At 68.1% G+C, this 23,156-nt stretch carries 20 protein-coding genes; 11 read left to right on the top strand and 9 right to left on the bottom strand.

Annotation, left to right across the window (positions count from 1 at the left end; all coding sequences use genetic code 11):
- Window positions 1-38: 38 nt before the first annotated feature.
- Window positions 39-995 carry a cupin domain-containing protein gene (locus ACIBH2_RS23940; protein ID WP_397121198.1) on the top strand — a complete coding sequence of 319 codons (957 nt, stop codon included), beginning with the start codon at window positions 39-41 and terminating at the stop codon, window positions 993-995.
- Between the two features lie 121 nt (window positions 996-1,116).
- A complete protein-coding gene (locus ACIBH2_RS23935; RefSeq protein WP_397121196.1) occupies window positions 1,117-1,575 on the top strand; it encodes an acyl-CoA thioesterase in 459 nt (152 codons plus the stop codon).
- Between the two features lie 114 nt (window positions 1,576-1,689).
- Here ACIBH2_RS23935 and ACIBH2_RS23930 read toward each other — a convergent pair whose 3' ends face one another.
- The 3 genes from ACIBH2_RS23930 to pdhA are packed head-to-tail and all read right to left on the bottom strand — an operon-like array spanning window position 1,690 to window position 5,427.
- On the bottom strand, window positions 1,690-3,342 hold the full coding sequence (locus ACIBH2_RS23930; protein ID WP_397121194.1) for a dihydrolipoamide acetyltransferase family protein: 1,653 nt from the start codon (window positions 3,340-3,342) through the stop codon (window positions 1,690-1,692).
- 25 nt (window positions 3,343-3,367) lie between these two features.
- Window positions 3,368-4,351, bottom strand: a complete 984-nt coding sequence (locus ACIBH2_RS23925; RefSeq protein ID WP_397121192.1) for an alpha-ketoacid dehydrogenase subunit beta — start codon at window positions 4,349-4,351, stop codon at window positions 3,368-3,370.
- Window positions 4,348-5,427, bottom strand: coding sequence for a pyruvate dehydrogenase (acetyl-transferring) E1 component subunit alpha (gene pdhA, locus ACIBH2_RS23920; RefSeq protein WP_397121190.1), 1,080 nt, complete (start codon window positions 5,425-5,427; stop codon window positions 4,348-4,350). Before pdhA ends, ACIBH2_RS23925 begins: the two co-directional genes overlap by 4 nt.
- A gap of 180 nt (window positions 5,428-5,607) precedes the next feature.
- Here pdhA and ACIBH2_RS23915 point away from each other — a divergent pair, with 180 nt between their 5' ends.
- The 4 genes from ACIBH2_RS23915 to ACIBH2_RS23900 all read left to right on the top strand — a co-directional run bounded on the left by ACIBH2_RS23915 (window position 5,608) and on the right by ACIBH2_RS23900 (window position 9,478).
- Complete coding sequence (locus ACIBH2_RS23915; RefSeq protein ID WP_397121188.1) at window positions 5,608-6,114, top strand: Lrp/AsnC family transcriptional regulator; 507 nt, start codon at window positions 5,608-5,610, stop codon at window positions 6,112-6,114.
- A gap of 48 nt (window positions 6,115-6,162) precedes the next feature.
- Window positions 6,163-6,969, top strand: coding sequence for an SDR family oxidoreductase (locus ACIBH2_RS23910; protein ID WP_397121186.1), 807 nt, complete (start codon window positions 6,163-6,165; stop codon window positions 6,967-6,969).
- A gap of 334 nt (window positions 6,970-7,303) precedes the next feature.
- A complete protein-coding gene (locus ACIBH2_RS23905; RefSeq protein ID WP_397121184.1) occupies window positions 7,304-8,512 on the top strand; it encodes a benzoate/H(+) symporter BenE family transporter in 1,209 nt (402 codons plus the stop codon).
- 141 nt (window positions 8,513-8,653) lie between these two features.
- A complete protein-coding gene (locus tag ACIBH2_RS23900) occupies window positions 8,654-9,478 on the top strand; it encodes a sulfurtransferase (RefSeq protein WP_397121182.1) in 825 nt (274 codons plus the stop codon).
- Between the two features lie 879 nt (window positions 9,479-10,357).
- Here the strand turns inward: ACIBH2_RS23900 and ACIBH2_RS23895 are convergent.
- Window positions 10,358-11,020, bottom strand: a complete 663-nt coding sequence (locus tag ACIBH2_RS23895; protein ID WP_397121180.1) for an HNH endonuclease family protein — start codon at window positions 11,018-11,020, stop codon at window positions 10,358-10,360.
- A gap of 440 nt (window positions 11,021-11,460) precedes the next feature.
- Window positions 11,461-11,823, bottom strand: a complete 363-nt coding sequence (locus ACIBH2_RS23890; protein ID WP_397121178.1) for a hypothetical protein — start codon at window positions 11,821-11,823, stop codon at window positions 11,461-11,463.
- Between the two features lie 311 nt (window positions 11,824-12,134).
- On the opposite strand from ACIBH2_RS23890, the gene ACIBH2_RS23885 reads away from it, so the two are divergent.
- From ACIBH2_RS23885 to ACIBH2_RS23875, 3 genes are all read left to right on the top strand, one after another.
- The gene (locus ACIBH2_RS23885; protein ID WP_397121176.1) at window positions 12,135-12,581 is read left to right on the top strand and encodes a hypothetical protein; all 447 of its coding nucleotides are present in this window, start codon (window positions 12,135-12,137) and stop codon (window positions 12,579-12,581) included.
- 409 nt (window positions 12,582-12,990) lie between these two features.
- Window positions 12,991-16,788, top strand: a complete 3,798-nt coding sequence (locus ACIBH2_RS23880) for an SNF2-related protein (RefSeq protein WP_397121174.1) — start codon at window positions 12,991-12,993, stop codon at window positions 16,786-16,788.
- Complete coding sequence (locus ACIBH2_RS23875; RefSeq protein WP_397121172.1) at window positions 16,785-17,546, top strand: SWIM zinc finger family protein; 762 nt, start codon at window positions 16,785-16,787, stop codon at window positions 17,544-17,546. Before ACIBH2_RS23880 ends, ACIBH2_RS23875 begins: the two co-directional genes overlap by 4 nt.
- On the opposite strand, the gene ACIBH2_RS23870 is transcribed toward ACIBH2_RS23875, so the two are convergent.
- The 4 genes from ACIBH2_RS23870 to ACIBH2_RS23855 are packed head-to-tail and all read right to left on the bottom strand — an operon-like array spanning window position 17,547 to window position 21,416.
- Window positions 17,547-19,097 (bottom strand): flavin-containing monooxygenase, encoded by a 1,551-nt coding sequence (locus ACIBH2_RS23870; RefSeq protein ID WP_397121170.1) that lies wholly within the window; start codon window positions 19,095-19,097, stop codon window positions 17,547-17,549.
- Entirely contained in the window at window positions 19,094-19,645 is a 552-nt protein-coding gene (locus ACIBH2_RS23865) for an NAD(P)/FAD-dependent oxidoreductase (protein ID WP_397121168.1), read from the bottom strand. The genes ACIBH2_RS23870 and ACIBH2_RS23865 overlap by 4 nt, the downstream gene beginning before the upstream one ends.
- Window positions 19,642-20,565, bottom strand: a complete 924-nt coding sequence (locus tag ACIBH2_RS23860) for a ferritin-like domain-containing protein (RefSeq protein ID WP_397121166.1) — start codon at window positions 20,563-20,565, stop codon at window positions 19,642-19,644. The genes ACIBH2_RS23865 and ACIBH2_RS23860 overlap by 4 nt, the downstream gene beginning before the upstream one ends.
- Before the next feature lie 11 nt (window positions 20,566-20,576).
- Complete coding sequence (locus tag ACIBH2_RS23855; RefSeq protein WP_397121164.1) at window positions 20,577-21,416, bottom strand: SDR family NAD(P)-dependent oxidoreductase; 840 nt, start codon at window positions 21,414-21,416, stop codon at window positions 20,577-20,579.
- A gap of 110 nt (window positions 21,417-21,526) precedes the next feature.
- Here ACIBH2_RS23855 and ACIBH2_RS23850 point away from each other — a divergent pair, with 110 nt between their 5' ends.
- A complete protein-coding gene (locus ACIBH2_RS23850; protein WP_397122964.1) occupies window positions 21,527-22,174 on the top strand; it encodes a TetR/AcrR family transcriptional regulator in 648 nt (215 codons plus the stop codon).
- Between the two features lie 30 nt (window positions 22,175-22,204).
- The gene (locus ACIBH2_RS23845) at window positions 22,205-23,152 is read left to right on the top strand and encodes a DUF2157 domain-containing protein (RefSeq protein ID WP_397121162.1); all 948 of its coding nucleotides are present in this window, start codon (window positions 22,205-22,207) and stop codon (window positions 23,150-23,152) included.
- The last annotated feature ends 4 nt before the right edge of the window (window positions 23,153-23,156 follow it).

Here is a 23,156-nt window from a genome sequence, read left to right as displayed (position 1 = left end):
TGGTTGAGAAGCGCGCCCACATTTGCCATCGTCTTCATGTGGACGCGTTGGCAAGCCTGCTCGAAGGACCTCGGGCGCGGGGCGCGTTCGTCATGCGGTCGTCGTTCGACCCGCCGTGGTCGCTGCGAATTCGCGACGAGGCCCCGCTCACCGTGGTGGCCGTGGTGCGCGGCGGCGGATGGATCATCCCGGACCCCAAGGGCGGCAAGCCCGTCGCGCCGCGCCAACTGCGCACCGGCGACGTGGCCATCTTCCGCGGGCCGGACCACTACACGGTCGCCGACGACCCCGAAACGCCCCCGCAGGTTCTCATCCACCCCGGCCAGGTCACCACCACCCCGGACGGCGAAGTGCTCTGCGAGACACTGAGTTTGGGCATCCGCAGCTGGGGCACCAGCGCCGACGCCGAAACCGTGCTGGTCACCGGCACCTACGAACAGGAATCCGCGACCGGTCGCCGACTGCTGCGCGCCCTGCCGCCGATCGCCCTCCTCGGCCACGGCGAATTCGACACCCGCGTCCTGGACCTGCTCGTCGACGAGGCGGCGAAAGACCTCCCGGCCCAGGGCGCCATGCTCGACCGCCTGCTGGACCTGCTGACCATCGCGGCTTTACGCGCCTGGTTCTCGCGTTCGGACGCCCCGGCCTGGTACCACGCCTATGCGGATCCCCTGGTGGGCAAGGCGTTGCGGCTCATGCAGCACAACCCGGCCCATGCGTGGACGGTCGCCGCCTTGGCGAACGAGGTGGGTGTGTCCAGGGCGGCCCTCGCGCGGCGGTTCACCGAGTTGGTGGGTGAACCTCCCATGGCGTTCCTGACCGATTGGCGTTTGGCGCTGGCGGCGGACCTGCTGCACGAGTCGGATGCCACCTTGGAGGCGATTGCTCGTCGTGTGGGCTATGGCAGTGCGTTCGCCTTGAGCACTGCTTTCAAGAGGCATTACGGGGTGAGCCCGCGGGATCATCGGGGGGCGGGGCAGGAGAGGTCGGCGTGAATTAGCCTGAACGGTCGAAATCCGAACCCAGGTGCCGAATTTTGCCCCTTCGGTTCGATTTGCGACCGCTCAGGCCAACCACCCCACCCCTCACCCACGATGCCCCGCTATCGTCACCCCCGTGACTCAGGAGCAGGACTACCCGGTGCTGTGGCCGGTCCCGACCCGCTGGGCGGACAACGACCACTACGGGCACGTCAACAACGTGACCTACTACTCGTACTTCGACACCGCGGTGAACGCGTGGCTCATGCACGCGACCGGCACCGATATCCGGGACCTACCGGCCATCGGCGTGGTGGCGCAGACCTCGTGCAAATTCCTCGGCTCCCTGAGCTTCCCGGATCAGCTACAGGTCGGGATTCGCATTGCCCGCCTCGGCAATTCGAGCATCAGCTACGAGCTCGCCATCTTCCGCGAGGCAGGCGATGAGCTGAAGATCGCGGCCACCGGTACGTTCGTCCACGTCTACGTCGACGACGTCACTCGCCAGCCGATCGACATCCCCCCGATCATCCGTGCCGCCGCCGAACCCCTGGTGGTCACCAACAACGCCCAGTCGGAGTCCACCCCCGCCTGACCAGGACCGGGGCGGTGCGATGACCCGCCCCGCCACCTACCGGCGCGGTGCGTCGGGGCTCGCGGGCGGGCGACGACGCACCGGCCCCGACTGGACCGGGAGGCTGTCGCCCGCTCAGACCCTGCCGAGCAGGGTGAGCGGATCCTCCACGAGGGCAGCGATACTCGCGAGGAAGCGCGCGGCCTGTTCGCCGTCGATGAGGCGGTGGTCGAAGCTGAGGCCCAGGGTGGTCACCCAGCGTACGGCCAGTTCGTCGCGGTGGACCCAGGGCTTCTTGCGGATGGAGCCCAGGCACAGGATGGCCGCTTCGCCCGGATTGACCAGTGGCACACCGGTATCCACGCCGAACACGCCCACATTGCTGATGGTGAACGTCCCGCCGGTCAGCTCGGAGACGGCGGCCGTTCCGGCGCGCGCGGACTCCGCGAGCCTACCGATCTCCCGGCACAGGTCCCGCAGGCTGAGCGTCTGCGCCTCTTTGAGATTCGGTACCAGCAGCCCCCGTTCGGTGGCCACGGCGATGCCCAGGTTCACATAGTGCTTGGTGGCGATCTCCTGATTCGCTTCGTCCCACACCGCGTTGATCTCCGGGAATTCGCTCAGCGCCACCAGCGTCGCCTTGGCGATCAGGGCCAGCGGTGTCAGCGACAGCCCCGCGAAGGTGGAGGTCGAGCGCAAATGGTCCAGCAGCTCCATGGAGCCGGTGAAATCCGTGGTCACAAAGGTGCTGGCCTGCGGGATATCCCGCGCGCTCGCCACCATGGCGGCGGCGGTGCGCTTGCGAATCCCGCTGACGGGCGTACGCGTTTCACGCTCCGCGGGCGTCGCCCGCGCCACCCCGCCCTCCGGTCGCATGGCGGGCACCGGAGGCGCGATATGAATCGGCAGATGTTCGGCCTCCTCCGTCGACGCGCTACCCGCCGCCCGCCGCACATCCTCGACCATCACGATCCCGTCCGGGCCGGTGCCCGCGACCGCCGACAGCTCGATCCCCAACTCCCGCGCCAGCTTTCGCGCGGCGGGGATAGCGGCGACCCGTCCAGCCGAACCGGCATCCCGCCCGGCCTGGCCCGCGCCGTCCCGTGCCAATCCCTCACTGCCGATGCCGGAATCCGGCCCGGCTTGTCCCGTGCCGCCTCGCGCGAAGCCCCCGCCGATGCCGGAATCAGGCCCGGCTTGTCCCGCGCCGCCTCGCGCGAAGCCTCCGCTGCCGACGCTGGAATCCGTCCCGGATTGCTCCGCGCCATCCCGTGCGAATCCCTCACTGCCGACGCCGGAATCACCACGCCGTGCCGAATCGGAATCGCCTACGCGATGGTCGGTGCCGTGCGAAACCCCTGCGGCTGTGCTGGGTGCGGCAGTTCCCTCCCGCGCGGGCGCATCGGGATTCGCTTCGGCCGTACCAGCCTGTGCCGCAGCGGCTTTCGCCGCCGCGGCACGAGCACGACGAGAAGTGGTCCCACCCTCCGGCCCATAGCCCACGAGCACCGACTGCCGCTCCGGCGCGGCCCGCTCGACACTCGCCACCCGGATCAACGGGGCTCCAACGAGCACCGTGTCCCCGGGGCGCGCCAGCAGCTCCACCACCGTTCCGGCATACGGACTCGGCAGCGCCACCTGCGCTTTCGCCGTCTCCACTTCGGCAATGGTCTGGTTCAGTTCCACGCGGTCGCCGACCGCGACCGCCCACGACACCAGTTCGGCATCGGTCAAGCCCTCACCGAGGTCGGGCAGACGGAACTCCAGGACCTGCTGCTCATCTTCCACCGGGCAAACCTCCGTGGACGTACGGTCAGGCGGCTAGCGTGCGGTCGACCGCGGCGAGAATGCGGTCGGGGTCGGGCAGGTGATGCCGTTCGAGCTTAGCGGGGGGATAGGGGATGTCGAAGCCGCCGACCCGCAGGACCGGCGCTTCCAGGTGATAGAAGCACCGTTCGGTGATGCGCGCCGCGATCTCCGCCCCGAGCCCGCCCGATACGGGCGCTTCGTGCACCACGATGAGCCGCCCGGTCTTGCGCACCGACGCCTCGATGGTGTCGTAGTCGATCGGCGCGAGGCTACGCAGATCGATCACCTCGAGCGAATGTCCTTCCGCCGCCGCGATCTCCGCCGCCGTCAGCGCGGTGGCCACGGTGCCGCCATAGGCGACCAGGGTGGCGTCCGCGCCCTCGGCGCGGACGCGCGCCTGGTGCAGAGCCAGGTCGGCTTCCCGGTCGAGCCGGTCGAAGTCCACGTCGGCCTTGTCCCAGTAGCGTCGCTTGGGCTCGAAGAAGATCACCGGATCGTCCAGCGAAATCGCCTGTCGGATCATGAGATACGCATCGGCCGGAGTGCTCGGCGACACCACCCGCAGCCCGGCGGTGTGCGCGAAGTACGCCTCCGGCGACTCGGAGTGATGCTCCACCGACCCGATACCGCCGCCGAACGGAATGCGAATGGTGAGGGGAGCCACCACCTTTCCCTTCGTCCGGTAGTGGATCTTGGCGACCTGGCACACGATCTGGTCGAAGGCCGGGTACACGAATCCGTCGAACTGGATCTCGCAGACCGGCCGCAGCCCGCGCAGCGCCATACCGAAAGCCGTTCCGACAATGCCGGATTCGGCCAGCGGGGTATCGATCACCCGGTTGTTGCCGAAGTCCTTCTGCAAGGTGTCGGTGACCCGGAAGACGCCGCCCAGCCGTCCGATGTCCTCGCCCATGAGCACGACCTTCGGGTCGTCCTCGATCGCCCGGCGCAGGCCCATATTGATGGCCCCGGCGAAGGTCGTTTTCATGGCCGGACTCCTTCCAGGTAGGCGGCGTACTCGCGGCGCTCCTCCTCGATCAGCGGATGCGGAGTGGCGTAGACGTGGTCGAACAGCTCCATGGGCTCCGGATCGGGCATGGTCATGGTCGCGGTGCGCAGCCGCCCGGCGACATCGTTCGCGCGCTCGGCGACCGACCGCTCGAAAGCGCTGTCCCACAAGCCTTCCCGCTCCAGCAGCAGTTTCATTCGATCGAGCGGGTCGCGGCGCTGCCAGAGCTCCAGTTCCGCCGCGGTGCGATAGCGCGTCGGATCGTCGGCGGTGGTGTGCGGCCCCATGCGATAGGTGATGGCCTCGATGAACGACGGCCCGCCGCCGGAGCGCGCGTGCGCGAGCGCCTGGCGGGTCACCGCCAGGACCGCGAGCGCGTCGTTGCCGTCCACCTGCACACTCGGCATGCCGTAGCCGATGGCGCGGCGCGCGATCGGCGTGGCGCTCTGCACCCGCACCGGCGCGCTGATCGCCCAATGGTTGTTCTGGCAGAAGAACACCACGGGCGCGCCCCAGGCCGCGGCGAATCCGAGCGCCTCGGCGATATCGCCCTGACTGGTCGCGCCGTCACCGAAATAGGCGATGGTGGCGATCTCCGCGCCCTCGAGGTGCGCGGCGTAGGCGTACCCGGTGGCATGCAGCCCCTGTGCGCCCACCACGATCGCGGGATTGGTCATCTTGACGGCGTCGGCGTCCCAGCAGGAGTGGGCGACACCGCGCCACAGCGTCGTCATCTGCTCCGGCGGTACCCCGCGCACATAGGCGACGCCCGCCTCGCGATAGCTGCAGAACACGTAGTCGTCGGGGTGCAGGGCGTGCGCGGAGCCGATCTGCGCGGCCTCCTGCCCGAGCAGCGGCGGCCACAGTCCCAGCTGACCCTGCCGTTGCAATGCGGTCGCCTCGGTGTCTATCCGGCGGGCGACCACCATATCGGTGTACATCGCCCGCAACCGCTCACCGTCGATATCCGCGACCAGCGGCGCGTGGACCCGGTCGTGCACACGGCGGCCGTCGGGCTGTACGAGCTGCACCGGATAGGTGTTCTTGTCGGGCATGGGTATCGCCTCCTCGAAGCACCGTGTACACCGTCATCGGTCGAGGATTGTGTCCCGTTCCGCAGCGTACGTGTCCTGTATCACACAGCCTCCACGATCGTGCGGATTGCGCAAGCCACCACGCGGCAACTGTGCAGAATGTTCGGTTCGTCGGGTATTGCGGATGGCAAACTGTTTCCCATGCCAAGTAGGGAGCCTGTGAGCGGGTCACTCGACGCCACCGATGCCCGCCTGTTGCTCGAACTGGTCGCGAACCCCCGCGCGACGGGTGTGGAACTGGCTGCGCGGCTGGGCCTCTCGCGCAATACCGTGCAGGCCAGACTGGCGCGGTGGGAGGCCAACGGGGTGCTCGCCAGCTTCGAACGGCGGGTGGAGCCCCGGGCACTGGGCTATTCGCTGGCGGCGTTCGTCGCCGTGGTGGTGGATCAGCATCAACTCGACGCCGTGGTGGCCGAACTCGCCGAGATTCCCGAGGTCACCGAGGTATGCGGAATGACCGGGCCCACCGATCTGATGGTGCGCGTGGTGGCGACCGAGGCCGAGGATCTCTATCGCATCACGGGGCGAATCCTGAAGATTCCGGGGGTGGAGCGGACCAATATGGCCCTGGTCATGCAGGAACTGGTCGGCCCGCGCATCGCGCCGCTGTTGGACCGGTTGGCCGGGTCCAACGGTCTGGCCGAATAGCGGGCCGAGGCTGGATTCGGGTGCCGTTGTGTCGGTTACGGTGCCCTCATGGATGTTGCGGGCAAGGTAGCGATAGTCACCGGAGCTGGGTCCGGGATCGGGGAGGCTCTCGCCGGGCGGCTGGTGGCCGCCGGGGCGCGGGTGGTGTTGGCCGATCTGGATGCGGCGTCGGTGCGTGCGGTCGCCGAATCATTGGGCGCGAGTGCGGTTTTCGAGGCTGGCGACGTATCGGACGCCGAGGTGATTCGCGGCTTGGTGGCCCGCGCCGAAGCCGAATTCGGGCCGGTGGACCTGTATTTCGCCAATGCCGGGATATTCGGCGCGCGCGGCCTGGACGGCTCGGATGAGCAGTGGGCGGCCGCGCTGGATGTGAATGTCATGGCCCACGTGCGCGCCGCGCAGATCCTGGTCCCGGGCTGGCTGGAGCGCGGTTCCGGCTATTTCATCTCGACGGCCTCCGCGGCCGGGCTGCTCACCCAAATCGGCTCGGCCCCCTACGCGGTGACCAAACACGCTGCCGTCGGGTTCGCCGAATGGCTCTCGGTTACTTACGGCGACAAGGGAATCCGTGTCAGCTGCGTCTGCCCGATGGGCGTGGACACCGCCCTGCTGCGCGCCGGAACCGAAAGCTCCACCGCCGCGGCGGCCGCCGAACCCGCCATTCGCGCCGTCGTCACGGCGGGAAAGGTCCTCACTCCCGACGAGGTGGCCGCCGACATCCTGGCCGGAGTGGCCGACGAACGTTTCCTCATCCTCCCGCACCCCGAAGTCCTCGACATGTACCGCTACAAGGGCTCCGACTACGACCGCTGGCTCTCGGGGATGCGTCGCTTCCAGGCCACCCTCGAGGGCTGAACCGGCACGCTTCTCTGTGGCGTAGCCGGGCGTCGAACGGTCTGCCGCTCGGTTGAGGACTGAACCGGCCACCCCTCGGTTGGTGTGTCGACTGGACCTCTCCGTCTGTCGCGTCGGACTGCTGAAACCGGCCGCGTCTTGGCTGTGCCGAGCGGTTGGAAAGAGCTTTGGTTCGGCACGTGGCATGGGTTTGTCGCCGCGCTTGTCTGGCTCGGACAGGCGGGCACGGCGGGTAACCACTGTGGGCTTCGGCCGGTGTTCAGCGCTCGATTTCAGTCCAGTTTCGGGGGATTGGATGGCGACCAGTGGACTGGTCGAGCGTCAAGATGGCCCGATGAGCACCGTCGACGTCGAGACCGCCGCCGCAACTGGACTGGAGAAGCCAGTTGGTATCGGCCAGCCGATCGGGGCCGGAATCGTCACGGCGTTGGTCGGATTCACCAGCTCGTTCGCGGTGGTGCTGGCCGGATTGACCGCTATGGGGGCGTCCTCGGCGCAGGCGGCTTCGGGGCTGCTGGCCGTCTGCGTCACGCAGGGTGTGGGGATTCTGCTGTTGAGTCGGCGGTATCGGATGCCGATCACACTGGCCTGGTCGACGCCCGGCGCGGCGCTCCTGGCGAGCACCGGCGCGGTGGTCGGCGGGTGGCCCGCGGCCGTGGGGGCGTTCGTGGTGACCGGCGTGCTCATCGTGGTGACCGGTTTCTGGCAGCGCCTCGGTGCGTTGATCGCCGCCATCCCGGTGGAGATCGCGCAGGCCATGCTGGCCGGGGTGCTGCTGCCGCTGTGCCTGGCGCCCATGAAGGCGCTCACCGTGAGCCCGGCCGTGGTGGTGCCGGTGATCGTCGTCTGGCTTGTGCTGCAACGGTTCGCGGCCCGGTGGGCGGTGCTCGCGGCCTTCGCGGTGGCGGCCGCGGGCGCGGCGATCGATATCGTCGTGACGCATCGCCACGTCGAGCTCTCCGCCATGGTGCCGCGCCTCGAACCGACCATGCCGCACTGGAGTTGGCAGGCGCTGATCGGCGTCGCCATTCCGCTGTACATCGTCACCATGGCGGCGCAGAACATCCCGGGCACGGCGGTCATGAGCTCGTTCGGCTACCGGGTGCCGTGGCGCTCGGCCATGACGGTGACCGGTCTCGGCACCATCCTCGGGGCCCCGGCAGGCGGGCATGCCATCAACCTCGCGGCGGTGAGCGCCGCCCTGGCGGCGGCTCCCGCGGCACACCCCGATCCGAAGCGCCGGTGGATCGCGGCCGCCACGGCGGGTGGCTGCTACCTGCTGTTGGCCTTGGCCTCCGGAGCGTTGGTGACCCTGGCGGCGGCCGCGCCCGAGGGCGTGCTCGAAACCGTTGCGGGGCTTGCGCTGATCGCCACCCTCGCGGCGGCGTTGACGGCGGCGCTCACGCCTGTCGAACACCGTTCGGCTGCTGCGCTCACGTTTCTGGTGGCGGCTTCCGGGGTGACGCTGCTGGGGGTTGGTGCGGCGTTCTGGGCGTTGGTGGCGGGGCTGGTGGTGCGGTGGTTGCTGCGGGCGGGTGGTTAGGCCGCAGCGGTCGGAAATCGCGCTCGCGTGGCGGATTTCGCTGTCCAGGGGCGATTTCTGACCGCTCAGGCCAACCTCGCCCCCACCTGCGTAGTCTGGACCCCATTCTCACAAGAGCGAAATCTGCGACGAGGAGCAAGCTTGAGCGCGGTATTGATCTCGGCTGAAGACCTTCGAGACCTGTTGTCGGACAAAGATTCTCAGCTCCGAATACTGGACGTCCGCTGGGCGCTGGGCGATCCGGACGGCCCCCAGCACTACCTGGACGGCCATATCCCCGGCGCGGTATTCGTCGACCTCGAGACCGAGCTCGCCGCACCCCCCTCCCCATCGCGCGGCCGCCACCCGTTGCCCGAGCTCGCGCACCTGCAGAAGTGCGCCCGCAGCTGGGGCCTGCGCACCGGCGACACCGTCGTCGTCTACGACGCCACCGGTGGTATGGCAGCGGCCCGCGCCTGGTGGTTGCTGCGCTGGGCCGGTGTGTCCGATGTGCGCATTCTCAACGGTGGTCTGCCCGCCTGGGAGCGCGCGGGCGGCAAGGTGGTCTCCGGCACCGAATCCGACCCCGAGTCCGGCGACATAGTCCTCTCCCCGGGCCACCTCCCCACCATCGACGCCGACGCCGCCGCCACCTGGCCCGGCCTCCTCCTCGACGCCCGTGCGGGCGAGCGGTTCCACGGCGAGGTCGAACCCATCGACCCGCGCGCGGGCCACATCCCCGGCGCGGTCAGCGCCCCCACCGCCGAAAACCTCACCCCCGACGGCCTTTTCAAATCCCCCGCCGAACTGCGTTCCCGCTTCACCGATCTCGGCGCGGCCGACAAGGTGGCCGTCTACTGCGGCTCCGGCGTAACCGCCGCCCACCAAATAGCCGCCCTGGCCGAAGCGGGCATAGAAGCCGCCCTCTATCCCGGCTCCTGGTCCCAATGGTCCAACGACCCGAAGCGCCCGGTAGCCACCAACTGACGCACGGGTGACCGGGGACGCCGCCTTGGGGGCTTGGGTGACCCGAGGGCGGAGTCTGGCCCGGGGCGACTCGAGGTGGGAGTCTCTGCGCGCGTGACTTGAGGTTGGAGTGTCCGCGCGGGGGTGACTTGAGGTCGGGTGTCAGCGCGCGGGGGTGACTTGAGGTCGGGGTGTCAGCGCGCGCGGGTGACTCGAGGTCGGAGTCTGGCGCCGGGATGACGCGAGGTGGGGGTGTCGGCGCGCGTGTGACTTGAGGTTGGAGTGTCCGCGCGGGGGTGACTTGAGGTTGGAGTGTCCGCGCGGGGGTGACTCGAGGTCGGAGTCTGGCGCCGGGGTGACGCGAGGGTGGGAGTCTCTGCGCGCGTGACTCGAGGTGGGAGTCTCTGCGCGCGCGTGACTCGAGGTCGGAGTGTCGGCGCGCGTATGACTTGAGGTCGGAGTGTCGGCGCGGGGGTGACTTGAGGTCGGAGTGTCGGCGCGGGGGTGACTTGAGGTCGGAGTGTCGGCGCGGGGGTGACTTGAGGTCGGACTGTCGGCGCGCGTTCGACTCGAAGTGGGAGTGTCCGCGCGCGGGTGACTCGAAGTGGGAGTGTCGGCGCGCGTTCGACTCGAACTTGGAGTCTCGGCGCGCGGGTGACTCCATGTGGGGGTGTCGGCGCACAGGTGATGCCACGTCGCAGCGTCGGTGCACCGGTAATCCGGGTCGCAGGCTTGGCGCACAAGTGATCCGGGGCCGCAGCTTAGGCGCACTGGTAACTCGAAGACGCCGCGTATTGGCGTGCGGTAATCGGGGTCGCAGCCTAAACGCGCGGGTAGCTCGGGGTCGCAGCCTACGCGTACCGGTGAACCTGGGTCGTCGTGCTGGCGCATGTAGTCGCGTCAGGGGCAGTTTGTGGCGACGTTTGCCAGCGCGGCTTTGTCGGCGGTTGTGATGGGGAGGCTGTATTGGGTTGCGACTGTTAGGTATTTCGCGGCGAAGAAGCAGTGGTTGGCGGCTGCTGGGGGGAGCCAGTCGGAGGGGGTGCGGTCGCCTTTGTCTTCGTTGGTCTTGCCGTCTACGGCGAGGAGGTTGAAGTCGAGGTCGTTGGCGAAGCGGGCGCGTTGGTCGAGGGGCCAGCCGGAAGCGCCCATGTCCCATGCGGCGGCTAGCGAATAGACGTGGTCGATCTGGATGTCCTTGGCTTCGGCCTTGGCGAAGGTGAGGCGCTTACCGGTGTAGGGGTCGTTCAAGGTGCCCGCGACGACCACGCAATTGCTCCCGGTTTTGAAGACCACGTCGGTCAGCTGCCGGGCCAGCACGTTGTTGCGCGTATCGCACCCGTCGTGGCCACCGGGCGCATCGGTGTCGTCGCTCCACGCGGGCCCGAATACGCACCCCTGCCCCGATTTACACCCGCGTTCGTACCCGCCGGGATGCGGCCGCTCGGGCACGACCCGCACCGCGTCGAGCAACCGCTCGATCTCCGCGCGCGCCGGACTGCCAGGCGCGGGCGCGACCGGTTGGCCGAGCGCGGAACAACCACACAACCCGATGAGTACCACGCTGAGCAGTGCCAGAGCTCGACCTGCTCCACGCCGTCTTGGGTTGGCGCACAAGAAGTTTGATTGTCTGCTGGTTGAATCCGACCCGTCGGTAGGCGGATTGGGCGGAAAGGGCGAGCCGGTGTGTATTCGTCGTATTCCGCCGCTGAGCCGCACATCTAACATCTACCCGCATGTTTGGCGACCATGCGGGATTCGTGGAGCTTCGCACCAGTTCTGGGTGCTCGCACCGGATGCCACGAGTTTCCGCACCGGATGCCGCGAGCTTTCGCACCGGATGCCGCGAGTTTTGCCACCGGATGCCGCGGGTTTTCGCACCGGATAGCGCGAGTTTTCGCACCGGGCGCGGGTTCTCGGCAGGGGTGCGGGTTTTCGCGCCGGGTGCGGGTTATCGCGCCGGGTGCGCACAGAGTTCACACCCGGTTCCAAGGATGGGGTGGTTATAGCCAGGCGCGGGCGAGGATGTCGTCGGCGGCGTTTTCCGACATTTGTGGTGGCATACGGGTCGCCGCGATCGTTTCGACGTGAGCGCCGTCGTGGCCGATCACCCAGGAGCCGCCGCGGTCTTCACACTCCGCGATCTTGGCGAAGGTGGTGAGTAGGAAGCTGATGGAGTCGCGTGGGTCGACCGTGCGGGCGAGGCGTTGCGACTCACCGGGGCGGGAGAGATCCAGCCACACCCCCGATTGGCCGTCCAGCCGCATCCCCACAATCTTCGTGGTGTCCACGAAGGTGAATTTGCGCCGCTCCCACGGCGTTGTGGGCGTGAAGCTCTGCTCGAGCACTTGGAGCAGAATCGTCATCTTCACGGCCTCCCTCGGTATCGAGTTGTCGCGATCCCGGCATGGACCGCGAACTTGTTGTCAGGGTGCGTCCCGCCCGATTGCCGCTACGCGCAGCTGTCCCCGCTCGTGGGCGATGACCAGCGGATATTCCAGTATGTTCCGCCACCGATCAGAAAGAAAGACCCGCCAGGGAGCTGATCACGGCCCATTTCCCGCACCCGTCGCCCCCGGGCCTGGGCAAGGCCGTCCGCACCCCTCCTCAACCGTCGACCCGACATTCACCAGACCGTGACCCAAACTGCGCCACTGACAACTCGTTAGAATCGCTCATGACGCCGCAAGAACGCTTCTCCCGCCTGGCAGCTGATCATCGACGGCAAGTCCACCTATCGCTGTGCGAGGACGCCCTCCTCGCCTGGACCGGCTACGCCCGGCGCAACCGCGCCGCCCTTCGCTACCGCGACGCGGTCGTCGGAATGCGGCACCATGTGGACGTCGACCTTCCCGCCGATGCCCTTCGCGCAGTCGAAGCCGGTGTGGATTCCGCAGGCGTGGGCGACCGCTACCTCGAGCCCATCACCGCACTACAGGACGATGATCTGAGCTTCCCCGAGCCGATCGAGTTCGCCTATTACGCGATCTACAACTGCTTCCGTAAGTACGTCCGCGCTGACGACATCCCAGACTGGTTGATCGTCAACCAAGCCTTGTCGATTCACGACGATCACGAGGTGGCCGAACGCCTGACGCGCGCGATCGAGCGCTGTACGCAGTGACAGGTGCCTTGGACGCGGAGGCGATGATCAACCTCAGCGGGCGCTGTGGGATGAGTTCGGTAGGACGCGTTGTGTACTTGCCGGGACAAGATCGCGCTGAACCGGAGTGAGTCCGGCAGGCGTGCGCTCGTCGCTTGCCGAGGGGAGACCGTGCCAACGGGGCGGGCCGGGTGGGCCGCGCAGTTGAGCCGGGACGGACCGGTCGCGATCCAGTGAGCCGGGCGAAGCGGCCGAGGTCCAGGAGGACATGCTGGTCAGAGACTGTCCTCAGGTGGTTCAAGAGTGCGGGGTGGATCTGCACCGCTTCCTCGTAGCCGCGCCGGGCCTTCAAGTCCTCAGGTGGTCCAAGAATGCGGGGGATTGGTGAACCCGGCGTGGGGTTGTCGGACCAGGCTGATTTGATGGGCGGATGCTGCACGGACTCTGGTCGCCGGGATCCGGCCTGGTGTTGTGGCACCAGCCGGGTGGGGATGCGGTGGCGGCGGATGAGCTGCCCGATCCCTTGGGCGGGATTGTGCGGGCGGCGCGGTTTCGGCATCGGGCCGAGGTGTTGGTGCCTGGGCCGCAGGGGGCGGAGCCCGTGGAGGTGCGGGGGCACGCGCTCGCTCCGGAGATGGCGGCTCGGGTTTTGTTGCAGGAGCTACCGGGGGGTGTGGTCGCCGGGGATCTGAGGTTTCTCGCGCATGTGGCGCGCGGGGTGGAGCGGTGGGTGTCGGCGGGGCGGATCGTGCCAGAGGTGCGCCGCGAGGACGGGGAATGGTGGGTGCGGTGGCGGCTGCTGGGTGGTCAGCGGCAACGCGCGTGGCTGGCCGAACTGGCGGTGGCCATGCCTGCGGCATTGCGGGTCGCGGGTCGCCCGTCGGCGGTGCTGGAGCACTTCACCGGAGAGATCACCGACCCGATCGCCCGGCTTCGCCTCGCGGCTGCCGCTCGTGAGATGCGAGCGCAGCGGGGAGACCATGTGCCGCCAGCGGCCCGGCCGAGCGAAGCGGTTCTGTCCGCGAATTCCTCGCGGCTGAACGAAGATCTTCTCTCGACGAACCCTGCTCGGCCCCGCGAGGATGTGCTGTCCGCCACCCCGGCTCGGCTCAATTCCCTGCCGGACGAAAATCCTTCTGCCGCTGACGCTTTGGGGGACAAGACGGCTCGTGTGCAGGATGAGCCGGGCGGTGTGCCGACTCATCCGCTCATCGCGGCGCTGGTTGGCGACGAACCCCTCGAGAGTGGCTCGCATCGCGTAGCGGCCGTCTTGGACGACTGGCGGACGAGCCTGACGGCGGATGAGCCGGATTTGGTGTTGCGGTTGTTGGAACCGCAAGGGGAAGAAGCGGATTCGGAACATGCGCTGTGGCGGCTGGAGGTTTGTCTGCGGGTCGAGGGGGAGGCTCCGCAGCCGGTGACGCTGCCGGGGGATCCGCAGTTGGTGCGGGTGGCGGGGGAGAAGTTGGCGGCGGCGAAAGCGGCGTATCCGCGACTGCGGGATCTGCCGGGGGACGGGCACAGTATGGATCTGCTGTTGCCGACCGGGGTGGTGTTGGATCTGGTGGCGCATGGGGCGCAGGCGTTGCAGGCGGCGGGGGTGCGGCTGTTGTTGCCGCGTGCTTGGCGGGTCACCGCGCCGAGTCTGCGGTTGCGGGTGCAGAGCCCCGCCGCGACCGAAAGTGCCGTCGGCATGGAAGGTTTGGTCTCCTACCACTGGGAGTTGGCCCTCGGCGATACGGTGCTGACGCCCGCCGAAATGGGCCGCCTCATCCAGGCCAAAACCGACCTCGTGCAATTGCGCGGCCAATGGGTACAGGCCGATCATCGAGCCTTGGCCGCGGCCGCCGAATACGTCTCCGGCCGCGCCGACGACACCCCGACCACCATCGCCGGACTCTTCGCCGAGCTGGCCGCCAACCCGGTGAAACGCGTCCCCCTCGAATCCATCACCGCAACCGGTTGGGCCGCACAACTTCTCGACGCCGAACACCCCACCGAACCCACCCCACCCCCACTCGGCCTGAAAGCCGAACTCCGCCCCTACCAACAACGCGGCCTCACCTGGCTGGCCACCATGAGCCGCCTCGGCTGCGGCGCGGTCCTCGCCGACGACATGGGCCTGGGAAAAACGATCCAGGTCCTCGCCCTCCTCCTCCACGAACGCGAAACCGCCCCCAACCAGCCCCAATCGCGCATTTCGGGCGTGGCTGAGTGGGCGACCGGTGCGGGCGATGCCGACCAGGTGACTGGTTCGGTTGCCGTGGAAGGGACTTCGCGAACCGGGCTGCCCGAGGCGAAGAGCGGGGAGCCCGAGCGATCCAAACGGGATGATTCGGGCGCAGGGGATTCGGCGAGCGCGGACGACAGGGCAACTGGTTCGGGCATACCGGACGGCGTGCCCGACGCTGTGGCGAATGCGGACGCGGGTGATGAGGCCGCTGGTTCAGATATCCGAACTAAGCGCATTGCGCGGGTCGGGGCGGACGGTGCCGCGCCGCTCTTGCTGTTCCCCGCGTCGGTGGTCGGCAACTGGGGGCGCGACACCGATTCCGGTGAGGCGGCGGCCGGTCGAACCGCTACGGTGCTGCCGTTTCGGGGAAGGGGCGGCCCTGGGTCCGGCTCCGCCGCCGGGGCGAGGGCTGCGACGGATTCGGCTGTCTCGCCCAATGCGGCGTCGGCTGCTTCGGCTGAGGGGGAGTCGGGTTCGGTTGCCTCGCCGAATGCGGCGTCGGCTGCTTCGGCTGAGGGGGAGTCGGGTTCGGCTGTCTCGCCGAATGCGGCGTCGGCTGCTTCGGCTGAGGGGGAGTCAGGTGCGGCTGCCTCGGCCGATGCGGTGTCGGGGTCGGCGGTCTCCGCACTGGATGCCGCAGGGGAAAGTGTTGTGGCAGGACATGATTCGCGCGCGGAGGGTGCGGCGCGGGTTCTGCCGACGTTGCTGGTGTGTCCTATGTCCGTGGTGGGGAACTGGCAGCGGGAGGCGGAGCGGTTCGCGCCTGGTCTGCGGGTGTTGGTGCACCATGGGGCGGGGCGGCGTAGTGGGCCGGAACTGGATGGCGCGGTGCGGGATTCGGATTTGGTTGTCACCACCTATGCGTTGCTCGCGCGTGATGTGGAGGAGCTGAAGCGGCAGGATTGGCAGCGGGTGGTGGTGGATGAGGCGCAGCACATCAAGAATGCCGCCACTCGGCAGGCTCGGGCCGCGCGCGCGATTCCGGCTCGGCATCGGTTGGCGCTCACCGGGACTCCGGTGGAGAACCGGCTGGAGGAATTGCGCTCCATTCTGGATTTCGCCAATCCGAAACTCCTCGGCAAGCCGTCGGAGTTTCATGCGCGCTTCGCTATTCCGATCGAGCGGGAGCGCGATGAGAACGCGGTGGCTCGGCTGCGGGCGATCACCGCGCCCTTCGTGCTGCGGCGGGTGAAGACCGATCCTCGGGTCATCTCCGACCTGCCGGAGAAGATCGAGATGACCGTGCGCGCCAATCTCACGGTCGAACAGGCCGCGCTCTACCAGGCGGTTCTCGACGATATGACGCGGAAGCTGAAGGAGGCCAAGGCCAGTAAGGAGGATATGGGGCGCAAGGGCGCGGTATTGGCGGCGCTTACCCGGCTCAAGCAGGTGTGCAATCATCCCGCCCATTACCTGGGCGACGGCTCCGCCGTATTGCGCCGCGGTCGCCACCGCTCCGGCAAACTCGCCCTGGTCGAGGACATTCTCGAATCCGTGCTGGCCGACGGTGAACGCGCCCTGCTCTTCACCCAGTTCCGCGAATTCGGTGATCTGGTCGCCCCATTCCTCACCGAACGCTTCGGCGTGGAGATCCCCTTCCTGCACGGCGGCGTGAGCAAACAGCGCCGCGACACCATGGTCACCGACTTCCAGTCCGACGACGGCCCGCCCCTCATGCTGCTGTCGCTCAAGGCGGGCGGCACCGGCCTCAACCTCACCGCCGCCAATCACGTTGTGCACCTGGACCGCTGGTGGAATCCGGCGGTCGAGAACCAGGCCACCGACCGCGCCTTCCGCATCGGCCAGCGCCGCGATGTCCAGGTCCGCAAACTGGTCTGCGTCGACACCATCGAGGAACGTATCGACGACATGCTCTCGGGCAAGCGGCAACTCGCCGATCTCACCGTCGGCGTCGGCGAGAACTGGATCACCGAACTGAGCGACGACGAGCTGCGCGATCTGTTCGCCCTCGGCTCCGAGGCGGTGGGCGAATGACCGACGATATCGATTTCAGCCAGTTCGGCAAGCGCCGTCCCGTGCGCGGCGGCGTCGAACCACGCAGCCGCAGAGGCTCTTTCGGCCGCACCCGCTGGGGCCGCTCCTTCCTCGAGGCGATCGAGAAGGTAGCCGACGCCGGTCGCCTCACCAGGGGCCGCACCTACGCCCGCGCGGGCCAGGTGATCAACTATCACATCGAACCCGGCGCGGTCACCGCCGAAGTCCAAGGCAGCCAACCGCGTCCGTTCACCTCGGTGCTCACCATGCGCCAGCTCCGCGACGACCGTCTGGACGAGCTGATCGCCCTGGTCCGCCAAACCCCCGGCATGCTCGCCGAAATAGCCTCCGGCACATTGCCTCCCGCCCTGGCCCCGCTGCTGCTGCCCACCACCGCCTCGGAGCTGGATTTCGCGTGCAGCTGCCCCGACCAGGGCTGGCCGTGCAAGCATGTGGCCGCCGTCTGCTATCTGGTGGCCGAACGCCTCGACGATCACCCCAAGGATCTGCTCACCCTGCGCGGCGTGGACCTCGACACCCTGATCGGCGCGGTGCAACGCGAATCCGCCCCCGACCCGGTGGACCTCTACGGCGAGGAGACGCCCTTACCGGCGCTGCCGAGACCCGATTTCCACCCCGCACCCGAGGACCTGGACCCGGCCCTGCTCCGCCAGGCCCTGCGCATGACCGCCGAGGACGAGCAGACCGCGGAATCCGGCCTGCGCGCCCTACGCCGCCTGTATCGAGCGCTGCACTGACTATCGCGCGCCGACCCGCCGCCCGCGCTGCCGTGGCGCGGCCCGGTCGCCCAGATGGCTCAACCGGTAGTCGTTCAAATCGAAATGCCCTGCCCGCCAGGCGGCTTCGACCGTACTCATCGGCTTGAGCGGCACATCCCCGTTCTTGTCGAAGTAGTAGCTGTTCGCCACGGCACAGCTCTCCTGCCAGAACACCTGTGTCCCACGGCGATTCAGCATCTCCCGGAAGAACCGCTCATTGGCCTCCGCCGTCACCTCGACCTGGGTCGCCCGCTGGCGGCGGGCGTGGCGCAGCACCCGCAGAATATGCCGGGTCTGCATTTCGATGAGCGCGAAGTACGACGATCCGTTGTACCCGTACGGCCCGATGATCGAGAAGAAGTTCGGGAATCCGGGCACGCTCACACCCTCGTACGCCTGCAACCGGTGCTCGTCCCACCAATCCTCCAGCCGCACACCGCCACTGCCGTGCAGATCGAAGGTCGGCATATTGCCCGACTCCATGACCTTGAACCCGGTCGCGAGAATGAGAACGTCGATATCGTGCTCGTCCCCGCCGCCCGTCCGGATACCGCCCGGCGTGATCTCCGTGATCGGTTCGGTCTCCAGATAGACATTGTCGCGATTGAAGGTGGCGAGATAGTCGTTGGAGAATCCGGGTCGTTTACAGCCGAGCGCATAACGCGGCGTGAGCTTCTCCCGAACGACGGGATCGTGGACCTGGCTGCGCAGGTGCGCCAGACCCGTGCGCTCACCCAACTTGGAGATGGGAACGACCCCGTAATAGTGGGCGCTCAGCGGAAATGTGAGCTCGACGAAGGTCTGGCTGGCCAGCCGGGTCAGCACCTTGCCGCCCGGCAGCCGCAGCAGCATGCGCACCGGCGACGGCAGTTCGCGGTCGGGCCGCGGCAGGCACCAGATCGGCGTGCGCTGGAACACCGTGAGGTGCTCGACGCCCGGCGCGATCTCCGGAATCACCTGCACCGCCGAGGCTCCCGTACCGATGATCCCGACCCGTTTACCCGTCAGATCCTGCCCGTGGTCCCACCGCGAGGTGTGCATGACCAGACCTCGGAACCGTTCGATCCCGGGAATCTCGGGGAATTTCGGCCGCGTCAGCACCCCCGTCGCGCCGATCATGTAGCGCGTGGTGATCTCCGTACCGGCGGCGGTGCGCAACCGCCACAGATGCAGGGTGTCGTCGTAGTCCGCCCGAGCGATGGTGGTGCCGAATCGAATGCGCGGCCGCAGCCCGTACTTGCCCACGCAGTACTCGGCGTACGCCTTCAATTCCCGGCCCGGCGCGTACACCCGCGACCAACTGTGCTGCTGTTCGAACGAGTACTGATAGCTGAACGACGGAATATCCACGGCGATACCGGGATAGGTGTTCCAATGCCAGGTGCCGCCCACGCCGTCGGCATCGTCGACGATCAGGAAATCGTCGAATCCGGCCTTGCGCAACATGATCGCGACGCCGATCCCGGAGAATCCCGCGCCGACAATGACGATCTCGTGGTCGACGACGGTCGGTGTGCGCTGTGCGGTCACGGGTTCTCCTCCGCGTAGATGATGCAGTCGACCCGGTGCTCGATACCGTCCACGGTACGGATGCCGTGGGGCGCGAGTCGGGCTATCGGCCAGGTGACGAGCTTGCAGTTCGGCCGCCGCAGCGTCCGGTAGTACCTGTTGTGGCAGGCGACGGCGGTGGAGCTCTCCGGCGTGAGTTGCCGTCGAATCCACGAATCCCGCACCTGCACCCGAAGATTCACGGCGGCCACCCGACGGGTGAGGGCGGACGGTAACAGCCGCACCACCTCCTCCGCCCGGCCGAGGCCGGGCACATAGGGCAGCACCCACACCGGGTCGTGCTGAAAGACGGTGACGCGCCGCGCTTTCGCGGCGATCGGCGGCAGTATCCGAGCGACGGCCGCGCCGGTGCCGACTATGGCCACCCGCTTGCCCGCGATCCCCGTCTGCTGCCGCCAACGCGCACAATGAACCTGCGGTCCGAGAAAGCTCTCCGCCCCGCGCAACCGCCCGGCGCGCCTCGCGTCACCCCAGTCCGAGAAGGCGTCCATCCGTGCCGCGGCGCTCATTTCGCCACCGGCTCGTAGGTCAGCTCCTTGGACCACGACGGCGTGCGCCCCAACACCCGCACCGGGAAATGGTCGATCACCCGGCCGAGTCCATCATTGAGGGCCTGCAACGGCTGCATCCGATTGATCGTGGCCCGCCCGTGGTAGAGCACCACGTGGTACAGCGGGATGCGTCGAATACTCGGACTGCGTTCCGCCGCTTTCTCGTAGCGCCGCACCGCACTCCACAGCTTCTGCTCGTCGAGCCCCATGGCCATGATGTTGGCGGACATGCGCGAGAGCAGCGGCGTGTACACCAGCGCCCCGAGCAGCAGCGACGGGCGCAATGTGTATCCCGCCGTCTCGATGGCGATCTTGCGCATGGGTCCGGCCCCGAGCTGTTCGAGCACCTGGAACCCCACCGCCAGATGCCGCGACTCATCGCTGTTGATGTGCCGGAACACCTGATGGCACAGTGGATCCCGCACCTCGTCGAGCAGGAACTTCACCAATGCGCCGTCGAGCGCGCACTCCAGCGACGGAATGACCGTGGCCAGCACCGGCAGCGACATCTCGTCGGCGTACCGGTCCACCCATTCGATCACCAGTCGAATGTTCTTGTTGGGCAGCGGCATCGCACTCTCGCCCAGCATGCCCCAGCGCCGCATGAGCGCCAGTTCGGCATTGGCGTGCTTCTGCTCCTCGGCGTGGAAGTAGCGGTAGATCTCCTTCAACGGCCCGTCCGGAGCCTTCCGGGTGAGCGCCGCGAATCCGCGCGCCCCGACATGTTCGATCCACACCAGATCAGCCATGAAGGCGGCCAGCTTCGGTCGCTGCTCATCGGTGATGAGCTCGGCTCCCGGTGCGTCCCAGTCGATATCGGCCAGGGCCCACTGCCGATCCTTGATGGTCTCCAGCATGTCTGGATACGCGAACGCCATTGTTCGACTCCTTATCGACGCGCGAGCCTTTCGACCAGTCCGGCCGCGCGAGTGTACGGAACGGGCAGCAGTCGCTTGGACTGCCAGATGACCTTGGCCTCGACCTGCGGCACCACATAGAGCTGCCCTCGGTCCACGGCATCGAGCGCTTCGCGGGCAATCGCCGCGGGTGCGCGACCGGTCCAGCGCAGCAACAGCTCGCCGAGCCGCGCGGTCGCCGGATCCTCGATGGTGGCGGCGTCGAGGATATGGGTCCGAACAGCGGTGGGGCACAACGCCGTAACGCTCACCCCGGTCCCGACCAGCTCCGCCGCGAGGGTTTCCGAGAGCGCGAGTACCCCCGCCTTGCTCACGTTGTAGGCGGCCATGCGCGGCGCGGAGCCGAAGGCCGCCGCCGAGGCGGTATTGAGGATCGCGCCGCGACCGGCCGCGCGCATGCGGGGCGCGAACACATGGGAGCCGTGAATGACGCCCCACAGATTCACATCGAGGACCCGATGCCATTCGGCGAGTGGGAATTCCCCGGTCGGCAGGCCGCCCGCGCCGATTCCGGCGTTGTTGCACACCAGGTCGGCGGGCTTGCCGAACCACTCCTCGGCGGTGTCGGCGAGGGCGGTCACCTGGTCGGCGCTGGCCACATCGCAGTACACGTCGAAGGCTTTGCCGCCCGCGGCGCAGAGGATTTCGACGGTCTCGCGGGCGCTGTCCACATCGATGTCGGCGCACACCACCCGACCCCCGCGCCGACCGAGCTCGACGGCCAGCGCGCGACCGATTCCGCTGCCCGCCCCGGTCACCACCGCATCGGCGTTCCTGGTGCGGCGTGCGCCGCCGAAGGGATTGAGTCGCATGGGAACTCCCGTGGCCGTGCGATGCGACCGGTTAATTGGTGTCGCTTGCCACCATTGGCCGCGCCTGCCACCAATTAGGCGCGTCATGCCGTAAATTGTCAACCATGAACGTGCGCGCACCCGCCCGAACCTGGGGCGGCCGAACCCCGGAGGAGCGCCGCGCCGAACGTCGCCGCAAACTCATCGCGGCCGCTCTCGACATCTGGCTCGAAAACGGTTGGGCCGCAGTCACCATGCGCGGCGTGTGCACCCGCGCCGCCCTCAACGACCGGTACTTCTACGAGCACTTCGCCGAGCGCGACGAACTGCTCGGCGCGGTCTGGGACGAGGTCTGTTTCGAAGTCTTCGGCGAACTCTCGGCCGTCGTCGCCGAGCACCTCGACCGCGCACCCCTGGATATCCTGCGCCTGGCCGTCACCCGCGCGGTCGACCTGCAATCGCACGGTCACGCCCGCATCCTCTTCGACAATCACGCGGGCAGCACGGTGCTCGAGGAGCGCCGCAAGGCCACCCTCACCGAATCCACCAACCTGCTCATCGCCACCGCCCGCCCGTATCTACGCCCCGGCGTCGACGAAACCGCTTTCCGCATGAGCGTCCTCATGGGCATAGGCGGTTTCAACGAACTGCTCTCCGCCTGGCGTCTCGGCACCATCGAGATCGCGGCCGAGCAGATCGTCGACCATGCGAGTCAGGTGGCGGCCTTGCTGGGCACCCAGTACCTCGAACCCGCCGCCCTCGACGGCGATCAGCACTGAACTACCAGCTGCCAGGGGGATACTGACCCGATGACGGAACGTTCGGTGCGGGCGGCCCTGGAGCGGTTGGTAGACGACGGGGTACTGAGCCCCGAACAGCGCGACGCGGTCGCCACCGCCATCGGCGAGGCGCGTACGACGGTCCCGCGCTCGCAGCTCTTCGCGGAGATCGCGGCCTATGTCGGCGCGGGCCTGGTGCTCGGCGGCATTCTGCTGCTGCTCGATTCCTCCTGGAACGACCTGGACACCCTCGGCAAGGCGTTGACCCTGATAGCCCTCATCATCGGACTGCTCGTGGGCGGAACCGCCTTGGCGGGCGGTCGATCCGCGCTGTTCGTTCGCGACGGCGCGCAGACGGTGCCACGACGGCTGGCCGCCGTCCTGTTCGTGCTCGCCGCGCTGTGCGTGGCCGCCCTGGTCGGCATTCTCATCGACGACCGCGGCGACGACTCCGCCTGGGTATGGGCCGTCACCGCGGCCCTGGTGGTGGCGGCGCTCGGCTACGCCGCACTGCCCTCGGTGGTCGGGCTGCTGGCGAGCGCGGTCCTGGCGCTCTCCGCCGTCTCCGGACTGCTCGGCGACATCGCGGGCCTCGACGACCTCGCCGTCGGGCTGGGCCTGCTGGTGCTGGGCGGAATCTGGTTCGCGCTCAGTCGATTCGGGCTCTCCACCCCACACTGGGCGGGTTACGGCATCGCCATCGCCACCGCGCTCATCGGCGCTCAGGTCGCGGGCTTCGACCAGATGGGTTGGTCCTACGGCCTGACTCTGCTGGTGGCCCTCACCTGTTTCGCCTTCTATGCCGTGGAGCGGCACGCGGTCCTGGTCATCGGCGGCGGTGTGGCCATTGCCCTCGCGGTCTCGCAGGCGGTGTGGGACTGGAGCGACCAGGCCGTGGGAGCCGCTGCGGCCGTGGTGATCTCGGGCGCGGCGCTACTCGGTGTGGGAGCCGTCCTGCTGCTGCGCGACCGCGGCTGACCGC

This window comes from Nocardia sp. NPDC050406, from assembly GCF_044459025.1.
Classification (GTDB): domain Bacteria; phylum Actinomycetota; class Actinomycetes; order Mycobacteriales; family Mycobacteriaceae; genus Nocardia.
Note: the sequence above shows the minus strand (reverse complement) of the source record. Positions and strands in the feature narration are given on the sequence as shown.

Coding starts and splice junctions, on each gene's coding strand:
- ACIBH2_RS23910 (WP_397121186.1), top strand. CDS start 6,163: ATGGATGTTGCGGGCAAGGTAGCGATAGTCACCGGAGCTGGGTCCGGG.
- ACIBH2_RS23905 (WP_397121184.1), top strand. CDS start 7,304: ATGAGCACCGTCGACGTCGAGACCGCCGCCGCAACTGGACTGGAGAAG.
- ACIBH2_RS23885 (WP_397121176.1), top strand. CDS start 12,135: ATGACGCCGCAAGAACGCTTCTCCCGCCTGGCAGCTGATCATCGACGG.
- ACIBH2_RS23880 (WP_397121174.1), top strand. CDS start 12,991: ATGCTGCACGGACTCTGGTCGCCGGGATCCGGCCTGGTGTTGTGGCAC.
- ACIBH2_RS23845 (WP_397121162.1), top strand. CDS start 22,205: ATGACGGAACGTTCGGTGCGGGCGGCCCTGGAGCGGTTGGTAGACGAC.
- ACIBH2_RS23890 (WP_397121178.1), bottom strand. CDS start 11,823: ATGACGATTCTGCTCCAAGTGCTCGAGCAGAGCTTCACGCCCACAACG.
- ACIBH2_RS23855 (WP_397121164.1), bottom strand. CDS start 21,416: ATGCGACTCAATCCCTTCGGCGGCGCACGCCGCACCAGGAACGCCGAT.
- ACIBH2_RS23915 (WP_397121188.1), top strand. CDS start 5,608: ATGCCAAGTAGGGAGCCTGTGAGCGGGTCACTCGACGCCACCGATGCC.
- ACIBH2_RS23875 (WP_397121172.1), top strand. CDS start 16,785: ATGACCGACGATATCGATTTCAGCCAGTTCGGCAAGCGCCGTCCCGTG.
- ACIBH2_RS23925 (WP_397121192.1), bottom strand. CDS start 4,351: ATGAAAACGACCTTCGCCGGGGCCATCAATATGGGCCTGCGCCGGGCG.
- ACIBH2_RS23860 (WP_397121166.1), bottom strand. CDS start 20,565: ATGGCGTTCGCGTATCCAGACATGCTGGAGACCATCAAGGATCGGCAG.
- pdhA (WP_397121190.1), bottom strand. CDS start 5,427: ATGCCCGACAAGAACACCTATCCGGTGCAGCTCGTACAGCCCGACGGC.
- ACIBH2_RS23865 (WP_397121168.1), bottom strand. CDS start 19,645: ATGAGCGCCGCGGCACGGATGGACGCCTTCTCGGACTGGGGTGACGCG.